The sequence below is a fragment of the Pseudomonas jessenii genome (assembly GCF_002236115.1).
Taxonomy (GTDB): Bacteria; Pseudomonadota; Gammaproteobacteria; order Pseudomonadales; family Pseudomonadaceae; genus Aquipseudomonas; species Aquipseudomonas jessenii.
The window spans coordinates 747,905-763,153 of the sequence record NZ_NIWT01000003.1; the positions used below are offsets into that span (position 1 = coordinate 747,905).

The 15,249-nt window shown below is 58.5% G+C and carries 16 protein-coding genes and 1 other RNA gene; 6 read left to right on the forward strand and 11 right to left on the reverse strand.

All coding sequences use genetic code 11. The features are described from left to right. Positions 1-268 precede the first annotated feature (268 nt). Both rnpB and rsmI read right to left on the reverse strand, forming a co-directional pair. Positions 269-622, reverse strand: an RNA gene (gene rnpB, locus PSJE_RS12610) — RNase P RNA component class A. Positions 623-697: 75 nt separating this feature from the next. Continuing rightward, positions 698-1,603, reverse strand: a complete 906-nt coding sequence (gene rsmI, locus PSJE_RS12615; protein WP_167362876.1) for a 16S rRNA (cytidine(1402)-2'-O)-methyltransferase — start codon at positions 1,601-1,603, stop codon at positions 698-700. 177 nt (positions 1,604-1,780) lie between these two features. Between rsmI and PSJE_RS12620 the strand changes: the two genes are divergently transcribed. The 4 genes from PSJE_RS12620 (at position 1,781) to PSJE_RS12635 (ending at position 5,226) form a co-directional block, all read left to right on the forward strand. Next, positions 1,781-3,592, forward strand: coding sequence for a penicillin-binding protein activator (locus tag PSJE_RS12620; RefSeq protein WP_090457616.1), 1,812 nt, complete (start codon positions 1,781-1,783; stop codon positions 3,590-3,592). Continuing rightward, positions 3,592-3,954 carry a YraN family protein gene (locus PSJE_RS12625; RefSeq protein ID WP_090457618.1) on the forward strand — a complete coding sequence of 121 codons (363 nt, stop codon included), beginning with the start codon at positions 3,592-3,594 and terminating at the stop codon, positions 3,952-3,954. The genes PSJE_RS12620 and PSJE_RS12625 overlap by 1 nt, the downstream gene beginning before the upstream one ends. 103 nt (positions 3,955-4,057) lie before the next feature. After that, positions 4,058-4,651, forward strand: coding sequence for a phosphoheptose isomerase (locus PSJE_RS12630; RefSeq protein WP_007972584.1), 594 nt, complete (start codon positions 4,058-4,060; stop codon positions 4,649-4,651). Beyond that, on the forward strand, positions 4,648-5,226 hold the full coding sequence (locus PSJE_RS12635) for a BON domain-containing protein (RefSeq protein WP_057713355.1): 579 nt from the start codon (positions 4,648-4,650) through the stop codon (positions 5,224-5,226). The genes PSJE_RS12630 and PSJE_RS12635 overlap by 4 nt, the downstream gene beginning before the upstream one ends. A gap of 143 nt (positions 5,227-5,369) precedes the next feature. On the opposite strand, the gene PSJE_RS12640 is transcribed toward PSJE_RS12635, so the two are convergent. The 7 genes from PSJE_RS12640 to rplM all read right to left on the reverse strand — a co-directional run bounded on the left by PSJE_RS12640 (position 5,370) and on the right by rplM (position 10,258). Then, positions 5,370-5,783 (reverse strand): ClpXP protease specificity-enhancing factor, encoded by a 414-nt coding sequence (locus tag PSJE_RS12640; protein ID WP_007998247.1) that lies wholly within the window; start codon positions 5,781-5,783, stop codon positions 5,370-5,372. 16 nt (positions 5,784-5,799) lie between these two features. Continuing rightward, positions 5,800-6,417: a glutathione S-transferase N-terminal domain-containing protein gene (locus PSJE_RS12645; RefSeq protein ID WP_007989864.1), complete on the reverse strand. Its 618-nt coding sequence runs from the start codon at positions 6,415-6,417 to the stop codon at positions 5,800-5,802. A 150-nt stretch (positions 6,418-6,567) separates the two neighbouring features. Beyond that, complete coding sequence (locus PSJE_RS12650; RefSeq protein WP_057713354.1) at positions 6,568-7,350, reverse strand: cytochrome c1; 783 nt, start codon at positions 7,348-7,350, stop codon at positions 6,568-6,570. Then, positions 7,350-8,561 carry a cytochrome b gene (locus PSJE_RS12655; RefSeq protein WP_034149536.1) on the reverse strand — a complete coding sequence of 404 codons (1,212 nt, stop codon included), beginning with the start codon at positions 8,559-8,561 and terminating at the stop codon, positions 7,350-7,352. Before PSJE_RS12655 ends, PSJE_RS12650 begins: the two co-directional genes overlap by 1 nt. Then, complete coding sequence (petA, locus tag PSJE_RS12660) at positions 8,561-9,154, reverse strand: ubiquinol-cytochrome c reductase iron-sulfur subunit (RefSeq protein WP_057713353.1); 594 nt, start codon at positions 9,152-9,154, stop codon at positions 8,561-8,563. The genes PSJE_RS12655 and petA overlap by 1 nt, the downstream gene beginning before the upstream one ends. A 268-nt stretch (positions 9,155-9,422) precedes the next feature. Continuing rightward, positions 9,423-9,815: a 30S ribosomal protein S9 gene (rpsI, locus tag PSJE_RS12665; RefSeq protein WP_003228056.1), complete on the reverse strand. Its 393-nt coding sequence runs from the start codon at positions 9,813-9,815 to the stop codon at positions 9,423-9,425. 14 nt (positions 9,816-9,829) lie between these two features. Continuing rightward, the gene (gene rplM / locus PSJE_RS12670) at positions 9,830-10,258 is read right to left on the reverse strand and encodes a 50S ribosomal protein L13 (RefSeq protein ID WP_007917032.1); all 429 of its coding nucleotides are present in this window, start codon (positions 10,256-10,258) and stop codon (positions 9,830-9,832) included. A 245-nt stretch (positions 10,259-10,503) separates the two neighbouring features. On the opposite strand from rplM, the gene PSJE_RS12675 reads away from it, so the two are divergent. Further along, positions 10,504-11,544: an NADP(H)-dependent aldo-keto reductase gene (locus PSJE_RS12675; protein ID WP_057713352.1), complete on the forward strand. Its 1,041-nt coding sequence runs from the start codon at positions 10,504-10,506 to the stop codon at positions 11,542-11,544. 101 nt (positions 11,545-11,645) lie between these two features. Here PSJE_RS12675 and PSJE_RS12680 read toward each other — a convergent pair whose 3' ends face one another. Continuing rightward, positions 11,646-12,782, reverse strand: coding sequence for an acyl-CoA dehydrogenase family protein (locus PSJE_RS12680; protein ID WP_090457620.1), 1,137 nt, complete (start codon positions 12,780-12,782; stop codon positions 11,646-11,648). 221 nt (positions 12,783-13,003) lie between these two features. Between PSJE_RS12680 and PSJE_RS12685 the strand changes: the two genes are divergently transcribed. Continuing rightward, positions 13,004-13,924, forward strand: coding sequence for a GlxA family transcriptional regulator (locus PSJE_RS12685; protein ID WP_191622270.1), 921 nt, complete (start codon positions 13,004-13,006; stop codon positions 13,922-13,924). 195 nt (positions 13,925-14,119) lie between these two features. On the opposite strand, the gene zapE is transcribed toward PSJE_RS12685, so the two are convergent. Further along, a complete protein-coding gene (gene zapE, locus PSJE_RS12690; protein ID WP_007998226.1) occupies positions 14,120-15,214 on the reverse strand; it encodes a cell division protein ZapE in 1,095 nt (364 codons plus the stop codon). Between the last annotated feature and the right edge of the window lie 35 nt (positions 15,215-15,249).

Below are 15,249 nucleotides of genomic sequence, written 5' to 3' on the forward strand. Positions count from 1 at the left end.
CCCACCACACCGTCAAGGCGCGGAGTAAAGGAAAACCCTTACAGAACTGAGATTTAGGAGCATTAACGGAGGGACAACGAGAATCCGGCAGATGAAACTGATCGATAACTTGAATCAGCACAGAAGGCTGCGTTCGAAAGTTAAAGTAATTTATTAAGAGTAAGATTTTTTTGGTATTACAAAAGAGGTTCTGCGGATGAATGTGTAAGGAGGGAAATTGCTATCACCCAACCCCCTGCTCAATGATTCAAGCAGAGGAAAGAAAAAGGTGGAGAGTCGATCTGTAAGCCGGGTTCTGTCTTGAACAGTCATTCGTCTACGATGGCCATCACTGGACATCTTTAGCAACCTACCCGGTCCCAGCGCGGGCCACGCCTTGGGACCCTATTTGGTCTTGCTCCAAGTGGGGTTTACCTAGCCACGAACTGTTGCCAGACGTGCGGTGCGCTCTTACCGCACCTTTTCACCCTTACCGGCGCCGAAGCGCTTAGGCGGTTATTTTCTGTGGCACTTTCCGTAGGCTCACGCCTCCCAGGCATTACCTGGCACTTCGCCCTATGGAGCCCGGACTTTCCTCCCCCCCCTAATTTTCATAGGGGGCAGCGACTGTCCGATCGACTCTCCGCCGCGAAGGTTACCGGCAGAGCGCCCGAAGAACAAGCACCAAGCGCCATTGGGCACGCCTGCGCGTCGGGTTTTACTCGCCCTTCTGCTGATCCAGCGCGATTTGGTACAGCACATTCTTTCGCTCGCCGGTGATTTGCGCCGCCAATGCCGCCGCACGCTTGAGCGGCATTTCTTCAAGCAACAGGTTGAGGATGCGCATCGCCTCGCTGCTGACGGCACCTTCCTCCTCGGGCGCGGACCAGCCCGCCACCAGTACCACGCACTCGCCGCGCTGCTGATTGCTATCCGACTCGACGAACTCGCGCAGCTCAGCCAGCGGCAGCCCCTTGAGGGTCTCAAACGTCTTGGTCAGCTCGCGGGCAAGCAGCGCCGGGCGCTCTGGACCGAACACCAGCTCCATGTCTTGCAGACATTCAAGAATGCGATGCGGGGCCTCATAGAAGATCAATGTGCGAGGTTCTTCCTTTACCTGCTCGAGACGCGCACGTCGCCCCACAGCCTTTGCAGGCAGAAAACCTTCGAATATGAAACGGTCGGAAGGCAGCCCTGCTGCCGACAGCGCTGCAATCAACGCGCAGGCACCCGGAACCGGCACTACATTAATGCCCGCTGCCCGGGCCTGCCGCACCAGGTGATAACCCGGATCGGAAATCAGCGGCGTCCCGGCATCCGAGATCAACGCAACGTTGTCACCGGCAAGCAGACGAGTGATAAAGCGACTACCTTCATCCCGCTCGTTGTGTTCATGGCAGGCCGCCAATGGCGTCGCAATGCCGAAGTGCTGCATCAAGCGCTGGGAATGACGGGTGTCTTCCGCGGCGATCAGGGCCACTTCACGGAGAATCTTCAGCGCCCGCGCACTGATGTCATCCAGGTTGCCGATGGGCGTCGCCACCACATAAAGCGAGCCAGCAGCGGAATTCAAAGCACCTGGAGCAGTCAAAGCGCACACCTCATGATCGGTAAAAGTCGCCATTGTAGCGCGTAGCGAGACTCACGATACCCGTAAGCAAACGAGGTATCGGTGACCGTTTGTGCGCTGGCGCAACATTTACACCAGCTAAATTGATCGATTCACGCCAGTAACATCGCGCCCCGGCCAGTGCTTGGGTACAATTCCACGCTAATTTGATCGAGTATCAGGAACGCTTACATGATCGCTTGCCTGCGGCTGTTATCTGCCCTCTGCCTCGCTGCCTTGCTGACGGCTTGCGCCAGCTCGCCCTCCTCCAGCCTTGGCGAGCTTCCACGGACACCGGACGCCAGTATCGAGCAACTGCTTGAGAAGGCCTCCCAAAGCAAATCACCGGAAGATGCCGCCCTGCTGCGCCTGAGCGCTGCCGACCTGGCTTATCGCCAGGGCAATGCCGGCCAATCCGCGCAAATTCTGCAACAGGTTCCCGTCGAACAGCTCAAGCCGGGCCCACAGGTTTTCGCCAACACCCTGGCGGCGGAACTGGCCATGACACGCAATCAGCCCAAGGCCGCGTTGGCCGCCTTGAGCCATCCGAGCCTGCAATACTTGAGCGAACTGCCCGAGGAACAACAGGTCCGCACCGGCACCATCCACGCCCGCGCACTTGAAGCCGATGGCCAGACCCTTGCCGCCGCTCGCCAGCGCATTTTCATCGCCCCGATGCTCGAAGGCGAAGCCGCGAGCAAAAACCACGAAGCCATCTGGACCCTGATCGCTTCGCTGCCGACCAATCAGTTGCAGCCAAGTGCCACCGACGATCTCGGCGGCTGGATGGCCCTGGCACTGGCCGTGAAATCCGCCGGCACCCTGGAGCAGCAACAGGCCGCCATCGACAACTGGCGCGCGCAGAATCCGAAGCACCCGGCAGCCATTCAATTGCCGCAGCCACTGACCCAACTCAAGGAGCTGGCCAGCCAGCCCCTGAACAAGATCGCCCTGCTGCTGCCTCAGGACGGCCAACTGGCCTCGGTTGGCAAAGCGCTGCGCGACGGCTTCATGGCCGCTCACTACCAGGCCCAACAGGCCGGGCAGAAACCACCCGCCATCGAGTTTTATGACAGCTCGCGCCTGACTTCCATGGACGAGTTCTACCGCAAGGCCCAGGCCGATGGCGTGCAACTGGTCGTCGGCCCGCTGGAGAAGCCGCTGGTCAAACAGCTGAGCACTCGCCCGCAGTTGCCGATCACCACCCTGGCATTGAATTACAGCGAGGGCGATCAAGGCCCGGCGCAGCTGTTCCAGTTCGGCCTTGCCGCTGAAGACGAAGCCCGCGAAGTGTCGCGCCGCGCTCGCGCCGACGGCCTGCATCGCGCAGCCATCATGGTGCCGAAAGGTGAATGGGGCGACCGCGTGCTCAAGGCGTTCAGCCAGGATTGGCAAGCCAATGGCGGCACCATCGTTGCCACCGAACGCGTCGACCAACCGGTCCAGTTGGCCCAGCAAATTGCCGACATGTTCCAGCTGCGTCAGAGCGAAGGTCGCGCCAAGAGCCTGCAAAGCACCGTTGGCTCGCAAGTGGCTGCCCAGCCATCGCGCCGCCAGGACATCGAGTTCATTTTCCTCGCCGCTACACCGCAACAGGCCCAGCAGATCAAACCGACCCTGAACTTCCAGTACGCCGGCGATGTTCCGGTCTACGCCACCTCCCACGTGTTCAGCGCCAACGGTGACGTCAACCAGTACAACGACATGAATGGCATTCGCTTCTGCGAGACGCCATGGTTGCTGGACGCCAATGATCCACTACGCCGCCAGGTCACTGCCCAGTGGCCACAAGCCGCCGGTAGCTTGGGGCGCCTGTATGCCATGGGTGTGGACGCCTATCGTCTGGCGCCACGCCTGGGCCAGCTCAAGTCACTGCCGGACAGCCGCATCGACGGTGAATCGGGCAGCCTTGGCATGTCCCAGAGCCAGCGGGTCGTGCGCCAGTTACCATGGGCCGAGTTCGCCAATGGCCAGATTCAGCGCCTGCCGGACACCGCTCGCTGATGCCTGACAGGTCACGCCAGCAAAGCGGCAAGGATGCCGAGCGCCATGCGCTCGAGCATCTTCAACAACAGGGTCTGCGCCTGCTGGCGCAGAACTGGTTGTGTAAACGCGGCGAGCTTGATCTGGTCATGCTAGATGGCGATACAGTAGTATTCGTTGAAGTCCGCTACAGAAAAAACACTCAATGGGGTGGCGCGCTCGATAGCATCGATGAGCGCAAACGGCAAAAACTGATTTTCGCCGCGCAATATTATCTTCAGCGCGAGCCGCGCTGGGCCAATTCCCCTTGCCGCTTCGACGTGATTGCCATCGACAGCCACCTCGATCAGTTGAACTGGCTACAGAATGCCTTCGACGGCTGATCGCCGGCATTGCGAACCGGACACTATCACCCAACATTTTGCTCTTTGCTTTGCGGGCTGCACATTCACGTGCCGAACAGCCGCGCTACTTAAGGTCACACAGATGGACATGCAATCCCGAATTCGCCAGCTTTTTCAGGCCAGTATCGACACCAAGCAACAGGCGATGGAAGTACTTGCACCGCACATCGAGCAAGCCAGCCAGGTCATGGTCAACGCCCTGCTCAACGAAGGCAAAATGCTTTCCTGCGGCAATGGCGGCTCTGCCGGCGATGCCCAGCACTTCTCCTCCGAGCTGCTCAATCGTTTTGAGCGCGAACGCCCAAGCCTGCCGGCCATCGCCCTTACGACCGACAGCTCGACGATCACCTCGATTGCCAACGACTACAGCTACAACGAAATCTTCTCCAAGCAGATCCGTGCGCTCGGCCAACCGGGCGATGTGTTGCTGGCTATCTCCACCAGCGGCAACTCGGCCAACATAATTCAAGCGATTCAGGCCGCACATGATCGCGAAATGATTGTCGTAGCATTGACGGGACGTGATGGCGGCGGCATGGCGTCGCTACTGTTGCCCGAGGACGTCGAGATTCGCGTACCGGCCAACGTCACCGCTCGTATTCAAGAAGTCCACCTGCTGGCGATCCATTGCCTTTGCGACTTGATCGACAGCCAATTGTTCGGGAGTGAAGAATGACCCCTAATCGCCTTGGCCTACTGGCCTTGACCCTGTGCCTCAGCATCAGCGGCTGCACCTCGGTGGTGACTGCCAGCCGTGAAGCACCGATTGAAGATGACCGCGGCACTCGCACACTGGGCAGCAAGATCGACGACTCCCTGATCGACACCAAGGTTGGCGTGAACGTCGCCAAGGCCGACCCAGCCCTGGATAAGGATTCGCATATCGTCGTCACCAGCTTCAACGGTGTCGTACTGCTCGCCGGGCAAACGCCACGCGCAGACCTCAAGGCCAAGGCCGAACAGGCTGCCGCCGCTGTCCAGCGTGTGAAAAAGGTGCACAACGAACTGCAAGTCCTGCCACCCTCTTCGTTGCTGGCACGCCAGAACGACACCTGGCTGACCACCAAGATCAAGACCCAGATGCTCGCCGATGCGAACATCCCTGGCTCGCGCATCAAGGTAGTCACTGAAAACGGCATCGTCTACTTGCTGGGCCTGCTGACCAAGCAGGAAGCCGCGCAGGCGACCAACCTGGTGCAAGGGGTTTCCGGTGTGCAGAAGATCGTGAAATTGTTCGAGTACATCGACTGACCCTGTAGGAGCGAGCTTGCTCGCGAAAAACGTTTGGCGAATGCGTTCATTCAGACTGCACGCGTCATCGTTCACGCCCATCGCGAGCAGGCTCGCTCCTACAACGTAATAAAAAAGGCGATCCTTGCGGATCGCCTTTTTTATTACTTCACCACTTTCAGACTCGGTCGACCGCTTGGACGCGGCGGCTCACTGTCGGGTGGTGGAAGATCGTCATCCGGCTCGATCTCGTCGTCCTCGCCCATGGGCGATTCCAGATCGAACACCATGCCCTGACCATTCTCCCGGGCGTAGATACCCAGGATCGAAGCAATTGGCACGTACAAGGTGTGCGGTACGCCACCAAAGCGCCCCTCGAAACTGACCGCCTCGTTATCCATGTGCAAGTGACGCACGGCTTGTGGCGATACGTTCAGGACGATCTGTCCGTCACTGGCAAACCCCTGAGGCACCTGCACCGACGGGTACTCGGAATTGACCAGCATGTGCGGGGTGCAATCGTTGTCCACAATCCACTCATAGAGCGCGCGGACCAGATAAGGTCGACTGGAGTTCATAACGGCTCCTTAAGCCTTAGCGCATGTCGCGTTCGACACCAGACAGACTCGCCTGGAAAGCCTCACGCGCAAACTGGCGCTCCATATAATCAAGCAGCGGCTTCGCCGGCCGCGGCAGTTCTATACCCAGAATCGGCAATCGCCAGAGTATTGGCAATAGGCAGCAATCCACCAGACTTTGTTCCTCACTGAGGAAAAACGGTTTGTCGGCAAACAGTGGCGACACACCCGTCAGGCTTTCGCGCAACTCTTTTCGAGCCACGGCACGAGCCGCTTCCTTGGTCCGCGAATCCAGAATCAGGTCCACCAGACCACACCAGTCTCGCTGAATGCGGTGCATCAGCAGGCGACTGTTGGCACGCGCCACGGGATAAACCGGCAGTAGCGGCGGGTGCGGGTAACGCTCATCCAGATATTCCATCACCACAGTCGACTCCCACAACGCCAGGTCGCGATCGACCAGCGTGGGCAAGCTGCCGTAAGGGTTCACCTCAATCAGTTTAGGTGGCTGGCGACCAGCCTCCACGTAAATGATCTCGGCGCTGACACCCTTCTCTGCCAGTACGATGCGCACTCGGTGGGAATAGTGGTCGGCGGGGTCGGAGTAACAGGCCAACCGATTGGTCACGCCCATGGCGATCCTCCTCGCTTGTAGAAATTATCGAAAGCGGAAAAACGAGCGCGCCCAGAGGGCGCCTCCCGTAACGACTGGATCACCAGTTTCGCTACATCTTCAGAGGCGCCCTTGGGCGCGCGCGATTAACAGCAATAGCTTGAAGCTTTATCAGTGCACGTCTTTCCAGTATTCGCGCTTGAGCAGGTAAGCGAAGACGAAGAAGAACGCCAGGTACAACAATACGTACGTACCGATGCGCTGATGTTGCAGCTTAACCGGGTTAGCCGAGTAAGCCAGGAAGGTTACCAGATTCTTGACCTTCTCATCGAACTGCTCTGCAGTCAGGGCACCGCTTTTCGGCACGATGGTCAACTGATCGCACGCTTCATGAGTGAGCGCCGTACCGGTCAGAGGGTCATATTGCTTCTTGCCGTCTTCGACGATCTGAACCTGTTTGCAACCCACCACCTGGCGACCCTGCAGGCCGACCAGGACGTTAGGCATGCCCACGTTCGGGAAGACCTTGTTGTTCACACCCCATGGGCGCGAAGGATCTTCGTAGAACGACTTCAGGTAACCGTAGAGCCAGTCGGTGCCGCGAACACGAGCAACCAGGGTCAGGTCCGGCGGCGCTGCGCCAAACCAGGCCTTGGCGTCCGCTGGCTGCATGCCGATGCTCATGTGATCGCCGATCTTGGCGCCAGTGAACACCAGCTTCTCGAGCATCAACTCATGAGGAATGCCCAGGTCGTCGGCAACACGCTCATAGCGCTGGAACTTGGCACTGTGGCAACCCATGCAGTAGTTGGCGAAGGTACGCGCGCCGTCCTGCATGGCCGCTTTATCGGAAACGTCGATGTCGACTTTTTCCAGCTCGGGGCCACCGTGCTCAGCTGCGAAAGCAAACACCGGCAGTGCAGCAAGCATCAATACAGCAAATAGTTTTTTCATCAGCCAGTCACCCTTTCCGGAACCGGTTTGGTCTTCTCGAGCCTGGTGTAGAACGGCATCAGAATGAAGTAGGCGAAGTACAGGAAGGTACACACCTGCGACAACAGCGTACGGCCTGGAGTCGGAGCCAGAACACCCAACACGCCCAGGATCACGAACGAAATGCAGAACACCCAGAGCCAGATCTTGCTCAGCCAGCCTTTGTAGCGCATCGACTTGACCGGACTGCGGTCGAGCCACGGCAGGACGAACAGCACGGCGATGGCCGCGCCCATGGCGATCACGCCCAGGAGCTTGTCCGGAACCGCACGCAAGATGGCGTAGAACGGAGTGAAGTACCAGACCGGAGCAATGTGCTCTGGGGTCTTGAAGGCGTTCGCCACTTCAAAGTTCGGCTTTTCGAGGAAGTAGCCGCCCATTTCCGGGAAGAAGAACACGATCGAGCAGAAGATGAACAGGAACACCACCACGCCGACGATATCTTTCACGGTGTAGTACGGGTGGAAGGCAATGCCGTCCAGCGGTATGCCGTTTTCGTCCTTGTGCTTCTTGATGTCCACGCCGTCCGGGTTGTTCGAACCGACTTCGTGCAACGCCAGGATGTGCAGCACCACCAGACCCAGGATAACGATCGGCAGGGCAACCACGTGCAAGGCGAAGAAGCGGTTCAGGGTAATACCGGAAATCAGGTAGTCACCACGAATCCACTGGGTCAGGTCGTTGCCGATGACCGGGATCGCACCGAACAGCGAGATGATCACCTGTGCACCCCAGTAGGACATCTGGCCCCACGGCAGCAGGTAGCCCATGAAGGCTTCGGCCATCAGCGCCAGGTAGATCAGCATGCCAAAGACCCACACCAGTTCACGCGGCTTCTGGTACGAACCGTAGAGCAGGCCACGGAACATGTGCAGATAGACCACGATGAAGAACGCCGAAGCGCCGGTGGAGTGCAGCAGACGCAGGATCGAGCCGTACTCGACGTCGCGCATGATGTATTCGACGGAGGCGAATGCCTCTTCCGCCGACGGGGTGTAGCTCATGGTCAGCCAGACACCGGTAACGATCTGGTTGACCAGAACGAGCAGCGCCAGGGAGCCAAAGAAGTAGAAGAAGTTGAAGTTCTTCGGAGCGTAATACTTGCTGAGATGGTCTTCCCACATCTTGGTGGCGGGAAAGCGCGCATCAACCCAATCCATGAACTTGCTCATCACGCTTTCTCCGTATCGACGCCAATGATAATAATTTCATCGGTCTCATAGGAATGCGGGGGAACTGGCAGGTTCAAAGGCGCAGGCTGCGACTTGTAGACGCGACCAGCCAGATCGTAGTGGGAACCGTGGCAAGGGCAGAAATAGCCGCCTACCCAGTCCTTACCCAGATCCGCAGGTGCCACTTCGGGACGGAAGGTCGGCGAGCAACCCAGGTGCGTGCAGATACCGATCAGCAGCAGGACCTCGGGCTTGATCGAACGGGTTTCCGGATCAACGTAAGTCGGTTGTGTCGAGTTCTTGGAGGCCGGGTCAGCGAGCTGGCCCTCGATCTTCTTAAGATTCCCCAGGATTTCCTGTGTACGGCGGACGATGAACACCGGCTGGCCGCGCCACTCAGCAATCATCTGCTGGCCTGGCTCGATTTTGCTGACATTCACTTTCACCGGTGCACCTGCGGCTTTCGCCTTGGCACTGGGAAACCATGACCCCACGAACGGGACCGCAGCCCCCACCGCTCCTGCAGCACCCACCACGGATGTGGCTGCTACCAAGAAGCGACGCCGGCCTGCATTCACGCCGTCATTGCTCATTCAGTCCTCTCCCATCAGCTTTGTGGCCTGTTAAATCAGGCATCTACTAAGTAAAACTATGTACTTATAAAAATTTTGCCGAATGGTAATGAAAAGCCCCAATTCTGACAAGGTAATTACCGGAACCCATCACCCCCAAGCCTTGTAGTATAGGGTGTCTGCGGATGTGGCAAGTTGTCACAGCGCAATTCTTTGATAAATCGCAGACATAAAAAAACGCCCAGCTCCGTGAGGAAACTGGGCGTTCTTTTTTGAACGTGAAAGCGAATTAACGCTTCGAGTACTGCGGACGCTTACGCGCTTTACGCAGACCGACTTTCTTACGTTCAACTTCACGAGCATCGCGGGTTACGAAGCCGGCTTTACGCAGGGCGCTGCGCAGAGTCTCGTCGTAGTCCATCAGAGCACGAGTGATGCCGTGGCGGATTGCGCCAGCCTGACCACTCACACCACCGCCGATCACGGTGACGTAGATGTCGAACTTCTCGACGGTCTCAGTCAGCTCCAGCGGCTGACGAACTACCATGCGGGCAGTTTCGCGGCCGAAGAAGTTATCCAGCGAACGGTTGTTGATGGAGATGTTACCAGTACCCGGACGCAGGAAAACGCGTGCGGTTGCGGTCTTGCGACGGCCAGTGCCGTAATTTTGAGTCGCCGACATAATGTACTATTCCGTTAAAACTTCAGTTCTTGGGGCTGCTGAGCAGTATGTGGGTGTGCAGCGCCCGCATAGACTTTCAGCTTACGGTACATGTCGCGACCCAGTGGGTTCTTAGGCAGCATGCCTTTAACCGCGGTCTCGATCACGCGCTCAGGGGCCTTGGCGATCAGCTTTTCAAAGTTGATCGACTTGATGCCGCCCGGGAAACCGGAGTGGGAGTAGTACATTTTGTCAGTGGTTTTAGCACCGGTAACACGAATCTGCTCAGCGTTGATTACGACGATGTAGTCGCCGGTGTCAACGTGAGGAGTGTACTCAGGCTTGTGCTTGCCACGCAGACGGCTCGCGATTTCGGTGGCCAGACGACCCAGGGTCTGACCAGCAGCGTCGACGACAAACCAGTCGCGCTTTACTGTTTCCGGTTTAGCAGTAAAAGTTTTCATTCTTTATAGCCTCAGGGGCCGCCCTGTAAATTAGACGGCGGATCTTACTGAATAGTGCGTACTTTGACAAGTCAAAGGCAGCCGGATACAGACGCTTTCGGGGGCTCGGGTCGGCGCGTCCGTTCAACGGCAAGATTCTTCGGCGGCGGCGCATCACTTCCACTGCAGAAAGAGGTGCGCAATTATGCAGATTGCGAAAAATAATTCAACCTGCTTTTATGATTGTTTTGCCCAAGGAGCACCCGATGGACTATCGCCAGCTAGGCCGAACCAATCTGAACGTGAGTGCCCTCTGCCTCGGAACCATGACCTGGGGCGAGCAAAACAGCGAGGCAGACGCCTTCGCCCAGATTGAGCGAGCCAAGAGCGCCGGGATCAACTTCATCGACACCGCCGAGATGTACCCGGTGCCACCCAAGGCCGAAACCTACGCAACCACCGAACGCTACATCGGCAATTATTTCAAAAGCCGCGGCGATCGCGCCGACTGGATCCTGGCCAGCAAGATCGCCGGCCCCGGCAACACCATCGACTACATCCGCGACAAAAACCTGCGCCACAACCGCCAGCACATCACCGAAGCGGTGGATGCCAGCCTCCAGCGCCTGCAGACCGACTACATCGACCTCTACCAACTGCACTGGCCGGAGCGCAGCACCAACTTCTTCGGGCAACTGGGCTACAAGCACAAGATCGAAGCCAACCTGACGCCTCTGGAGGACACCCTCGAAGCACTGGACGAACAGGTCCGCGCCGGCAAGATCCGCCACATCGGCCTGTCCAACGAGACGCCATGGGGCACCATGCGCTTCCTGGCCCTGGCCGAAGCCCGTGGCTGGCCGCGCGCCGTGTCGATCCAGAACCCGTACAACCTGCTCAACCGCAGCTTCGAAGTCGGCCTGGCGGAAATCGCCATCCGCGAGCAATGCGGCCTGCTCGCCTATTCGCCGCTGGCGTTCGGCTTCCTGTCAGGCAAGTACGAAGGTGGCGCCCGCCCGCCAAAAGGTCGCCTGAGCCTCTACAGTCGCTTCAGCCGCTATTTCAACCCGCAGTCGGAAGCGGCATGCAGCCGTTACGTGGCCCTGGCTCGCGAGCACGGCCTGGACCCGGCGCAAATGGCCCTGGCGTTCGTGACGCAGCAGCCATTCGTGACCAGCAACATCATTGGCGCGACGACGATGGAGCAACTGGAGAGCAACATCGCCAGTTTCGACTTGAAGCTGTCGGAGGAAGTGCTGGAAGGGATCGAGGCGATTCACAAGGATCACCCGAATCCTGCGCCTTGATTGATCTTTAAAACCAATCGCGGGCAAGCCCGCTCCCACAGGTTCGGTGATACCTGTGGGAGCGGGCTTGCCCGCGATGGCGTCCGCCCGGTCAGCGCAAATCAAAGCGACCGCGCAATAATCTCCTTCATGATCTCGTTCGTCCCGGCATAGATCCGCTGCACCCGTGCATCCGCCCATGCCCGCGCGATCGGGTACTCCCACATGAACCCGTAGCCACCGTGCAACTGCACACACTCGTCGAGCACCTTGCACTGCAGGTCGGTGCCCCAGTACTTGGCCATCGCCGCCGTCGGCACGTCGAGCTTGCCTTGCAGGTGCAGCTCCAGGCAACGGTCGACGAAAACCCGGCCGATCTGGATTTCCGTGGCCATCTCCGCCAGCTTGAACCGGGTATTCTGGAAATCCGCGATCGACTTGCCGAATGCCTTGCGCTCACGGGTGTAGTCCAGCGTCCATTGCAGCGCCGCTTCGGCTGAAGCCAGCCCGCCAATGGCCACCGTGAGGCGCTCCTGGGGCAACTCCTGCATCAGGTAGGCAAAGCCCATCCCGGCCTGGCCCAGCAGGTTTTCCTTGGGCACACGCACGTCCTGGAAGAACAGCTCCGAGGTGTCCTGGGCTTTCATTCCGACCTTCTCCAGGCGCTTGCCCTTGTCGAAGCCCGGCGTATTGGCCTCCACCAGAAACAGACTGGTACCCTTCGCGCCAGCCTTCGGATCGGTCTTGGCGACGACGATCACCAGATCGGCCAGGTAGCCGTTGGTGATAAAGGTCTTGGAGCCATTGATCACGTACTCATCGCCATCGAGCACGGCCGTGGTTTTCACCCCTTGCAGATCGGAACCGGCGCCCGGTTCAGTCATGGCGATCGCGGTTACCATCTCGCCGGACACCAGTTTCGGCAGGTATTTGTGCTTCAGCGTCTCACTGCCGTAATGCAGGATGTAGGGCGCCACGATGTCCGAGTGCAAGGAAAAACCGATGCCGGTCAGGCCAAGTCGCCCCACTTCTTCGATCACCACCGCACTGTAGAGAAAGTCCGCCCCCAGGCCGCCGTACTCTTCCGGCAAGTGCGAGCAAAGCATCCCCGCCTCCCCTGCCTTGTTCCACAGTTTGCGGTCGATATAGCCTTGTTTTTCCCATTGCCCATGGAACGGCACCGCCTCTTTTTCGAGAAACGTCCGCACGCTGTCGCGGAAAAGCTCGTGCTCGGGACTGAACAGGGTTCTGGGGATCATGCGGCACCTTTTCTTTGTTTTTAGAAGGAGTTGACCTTCAGAGACTATGCCTCGCTTCCGATACAGGACACTGGACACATCCGACAAAAAATAAGACGATCCAGCCGTCTGGTGACCACTTCCCCCTATAAAAATAAAGTTGAATTATGTCTAACCAAGCCTCCACGCCCCTGCGGCGCGTCAGCATCCTGGCCATCGACCGGGTTTTCGCTTCCACCCTCATGCAAGCCAAGGATTTCTTCCACCTCGCCAGCCTGCGCTACGGCAAACAGCTGGGCCAGGGCCTGACACCGGCGTTCGAAACCCGCCTGGTCAGCCCCGATGGCAAACCGGTCAACACTTTCAGCGATGTGATGATTCCGGTGGATGGCGGACTGGAAAACGCCGACATCATCGTTCTTCCCGCGTTCTGGGACGATTTCGACAACCTCAGCAAACGTTACCCGCAAATCCTGCCCTGGCTGCGCCAGCAACATGCGCGCGGTGCCGTACTGTGCGGCGAGGCCACTGGTGTTTTCTGGCTGGCCGAAGCCGGGCTGCTCAATGGCAAGGAAGCGACCACCTACTGGCGCTTCTTCAATGCCTTCGCCGAACGTTTCCCCCAGGTCCAGCTCAATCAGGACAAGCACCTGACCGATGCCGACAACCTGTACTGCGCCGGCGGCACCACCTCGGCATGCGACCTGTACATCTACCTGATCGAGCGCTTCTGCGGCGCCAACGTGTCCCAGGCCGTAGCCCGAGACATCCTCTATGAAGTGCAGCGCAGCTATTCACCGGGACGGATTGGATTCGGCGGGCAGAAGCTGCACCAGGACGTGATCATCCTGCAGATCCAGCACTGGCTCGAAGAACACTTCGCCGACAAGTTCCGTTTCGAGGACGTCGCCCGCGAACACGGCATGAGCATCCGCAACTTCATGCGCCGCTTCCAGACCGCCACCGGCGACAAGCCACTGCATTACCTGCAACGCCTGCGCATCGAAACCGCCAAGGGCTTGCTGTCCGGCAGCCGCAAGAGCATCAAGACCATCAGCTACGAGGTTGGTTATGACGATGCGAGCTTCTTTGCGCGGCTGTTCCGCCAGCACACAGAGCTGTCGCCGAACCAGTATCGGCAGCAGTTTCAGCAGGCGGCGTAATCACAGGCATACAAATGCCCCCCTGTGGGAGCGAGCTTGCTCGCGATAGCGGCGCATCAGTCACATCAATACTGAATGTGCCGCCGTCATCGCGAGCAAGCTCGCTCCCACACGGACTTTGGTGAGCCCAAAAGAGGTTCTTCGGCGCACAAAAAAGGCCTGCATTTGCAGGCCTCTTTCATTTTCCGAACTGTCTTACGGCTTGTGCGCCCTGGACAGGAATTCGTGGGATTGCATTTCCAGCAGTCGGCTGAGAGTACGCTGGAATTCGAAATTCAAGCGCCCGCCGGTGTAGAGATCCTTGAGCTCGACTTCAGCAGAAATGATCAGCTTCACGTTACGGTCGTAGAACTCGTCGACCATGTTGATGAAGCGTCGGGCGATGTCGTCGGTGGTGACGCTCATCTGCTCGACATCGCTGAGCAGCACGGCGTGGAAGATCTTGCCCAGTTCGATGTAGTCGTTCTGGCTGCGCGGGCCGTCGCACAGTTCACGGAAGTTGAACCAGGCCACGTCATCGCAGGTGCGCAGGGCACGGATTTCGCGGTTTTCGATCATCAGCACGTCATTTTCGACCGCTGCCGTGCATTCCGGTGTCAGTGCACGGAAGCTCTTGCGCAGGCTTTCGTTGGCGGCTTCGTCGAGTGGATAGTGGAACAGCTCGGCCTGTTCGAGGTGACGCAGACGATAGTCGACGCCGCTGTCGACGTTGACGATCTCGGTATTCTGCTTGATCAGCGCAATGGCCGGCAGGAAGCGCGCGCGTTGCAGGCCGTCCTTGTACAGGCCATCCGGCACGATGTTCGAAGTCGCGACCAGGGTTACGCCGTTCTTGAACAGTTCTTCCATCAGGGTGCCAAGGATCATGGCGTCGGTGATGTCGGAAACGAAGAATTCATCGAAGCAGATGACCCGGGCTTCGGTGGCGAAGCGCTTGGCGATGATGGTCAGCGGGTTTTTCTCGCCGCCCAGGGTTTTCATCTCTTCGTGCACGCGCTTCATGAAGCGGTGGAAGTGGGTGCGGGACTTTTCCTTGAAGGGCAGCGCTTCGAAGAAGGTGTCCACCAGGTAAGTCTTGCCGCGACCTACGCCGCCCCAGAAATACAGGCCCTTGACCGGGGTCTGATCCTTCTTGCCAAACAACTTGCCCAGCAGGCCCGGCTTGTTTTGCTCGGCCGCGACCAGGTCGTCGTACAGGCGCTGCAAATGACGCACGGCAGTTTCCTGCGCGGCGTCATGGAAGAATTCCGGGCGTTTCAGATCAGCTTGATATCGTTCTAGGGGCGTCATAATTCGTTAGCAAGGCAACAAAAACGGGCCGACAC

Coding starts and splice junctions, on each gene's coding strand:
- PSJE_RS12675 (WP_057713352.1), top strand. CDS start 10,504: ATGGACTATCGCCAGCTAGGCCGAACCAATCTGAACGTGAGTGCCCTC.
- PSJE_RS12650 (WP_057713354.1), bottom strand. CDS start 7,350: ATGAAAAAACTATTTGCTGTATTGATGCTTGCTGCACTGCCGGTGTTT.
- PSJE_RS12640 (WP_007998247.1), bottom strand. CDS start 5,783: ATGAACTCCAGTCGACCTTATCTGGTCCGCGCGCTCTATGAGTGGATT.
- PSJE_RS12645 (WP_007989864.1), bottom strand. CDS start 6,417: ATGGGCGTGACCAATCGGTTGGCCTGTTACTCCGACCCCGCCGACCAC.
- PSJE_RS12620 (WP_090457616.1), top strand. CDS start 1,781: ATGATCGCTTGCCTGCGGCTGTTATCTGCCCTCTGCCTCGCTGCCTTG.
- PSJE_RS12680 (WP_090457620.1), bottom strand. CDS start 12,782: ATGATCCCCAGAACCCTGTTCAGTCCCGAGCACGAGCTTTTCCGCGAC.
- petA (WP_057713353.1), bottom strand. CDS start 9,154: ATGAGCAATGACGGCGTGAATGCAGGCCGGCGTCGCTTCTTGGTAGCA.
- PSJE_RS12630 (WP_007972584.1), top strand. CDS start 4,058: ATGGACATGCAATCCCGAATTCGCCAGCTTTTTCAGGCCAGTATCGAC.
- rsmI (WP_167362876.1), bottom strand. CDS start 1,603: ATGGCGACTTTTACCGATCATGAGGTGTGCGCTTTGACTGCTCCAGGT.
- PSJE_RS12655 (WP_034149536.1), bottom strand. CDS start 8,561: ATGAGCAAGTTCATGGATTGGGTTGATGCGCGCTTTCCCGCCACCAAG.
- rplM (WP_007917032.1), bottom strand. CDS start 10,258: ATGAAAACTTTTACTGCTAAACCGGAAACAGTAAAGCGCGACTGGTTT.
- rpsI (WP_003228056.1), bottom strand. CDS start 9,815: ATGTCGGCGACTCAAAATTACGGCACTGGCCGTCGCAAGACCGCAACC.
- PSJE_RS12625 (WP_090457618.1), top strand. CDS start 3,592: ATGCCTGACAGGTCACGCCAGCAAAGCGGCAAGGATGCCGAGCGCCAT.
- PSJE_RS12685 (WP_191622270.1), top strand. CDS start 13,004: ATGCAAGCCAAGGATTTCTTCCACCTCGCCAGCCTGCGCTACGGCAAA.
- PSJE_RS12635 (WP_057713355.1), top strand. CDS start 4,648: ATGACCCCTAATCGCCTTGGCCTACTGGCCTTGACCCTGTGCCTCAGC.
- zapE (WP_007998226.1), bottom strand. CDS start 15,214: ATGACGCCCCTAGAACGATATCAAGCTGATCTGAAACGCCCGGAATTC.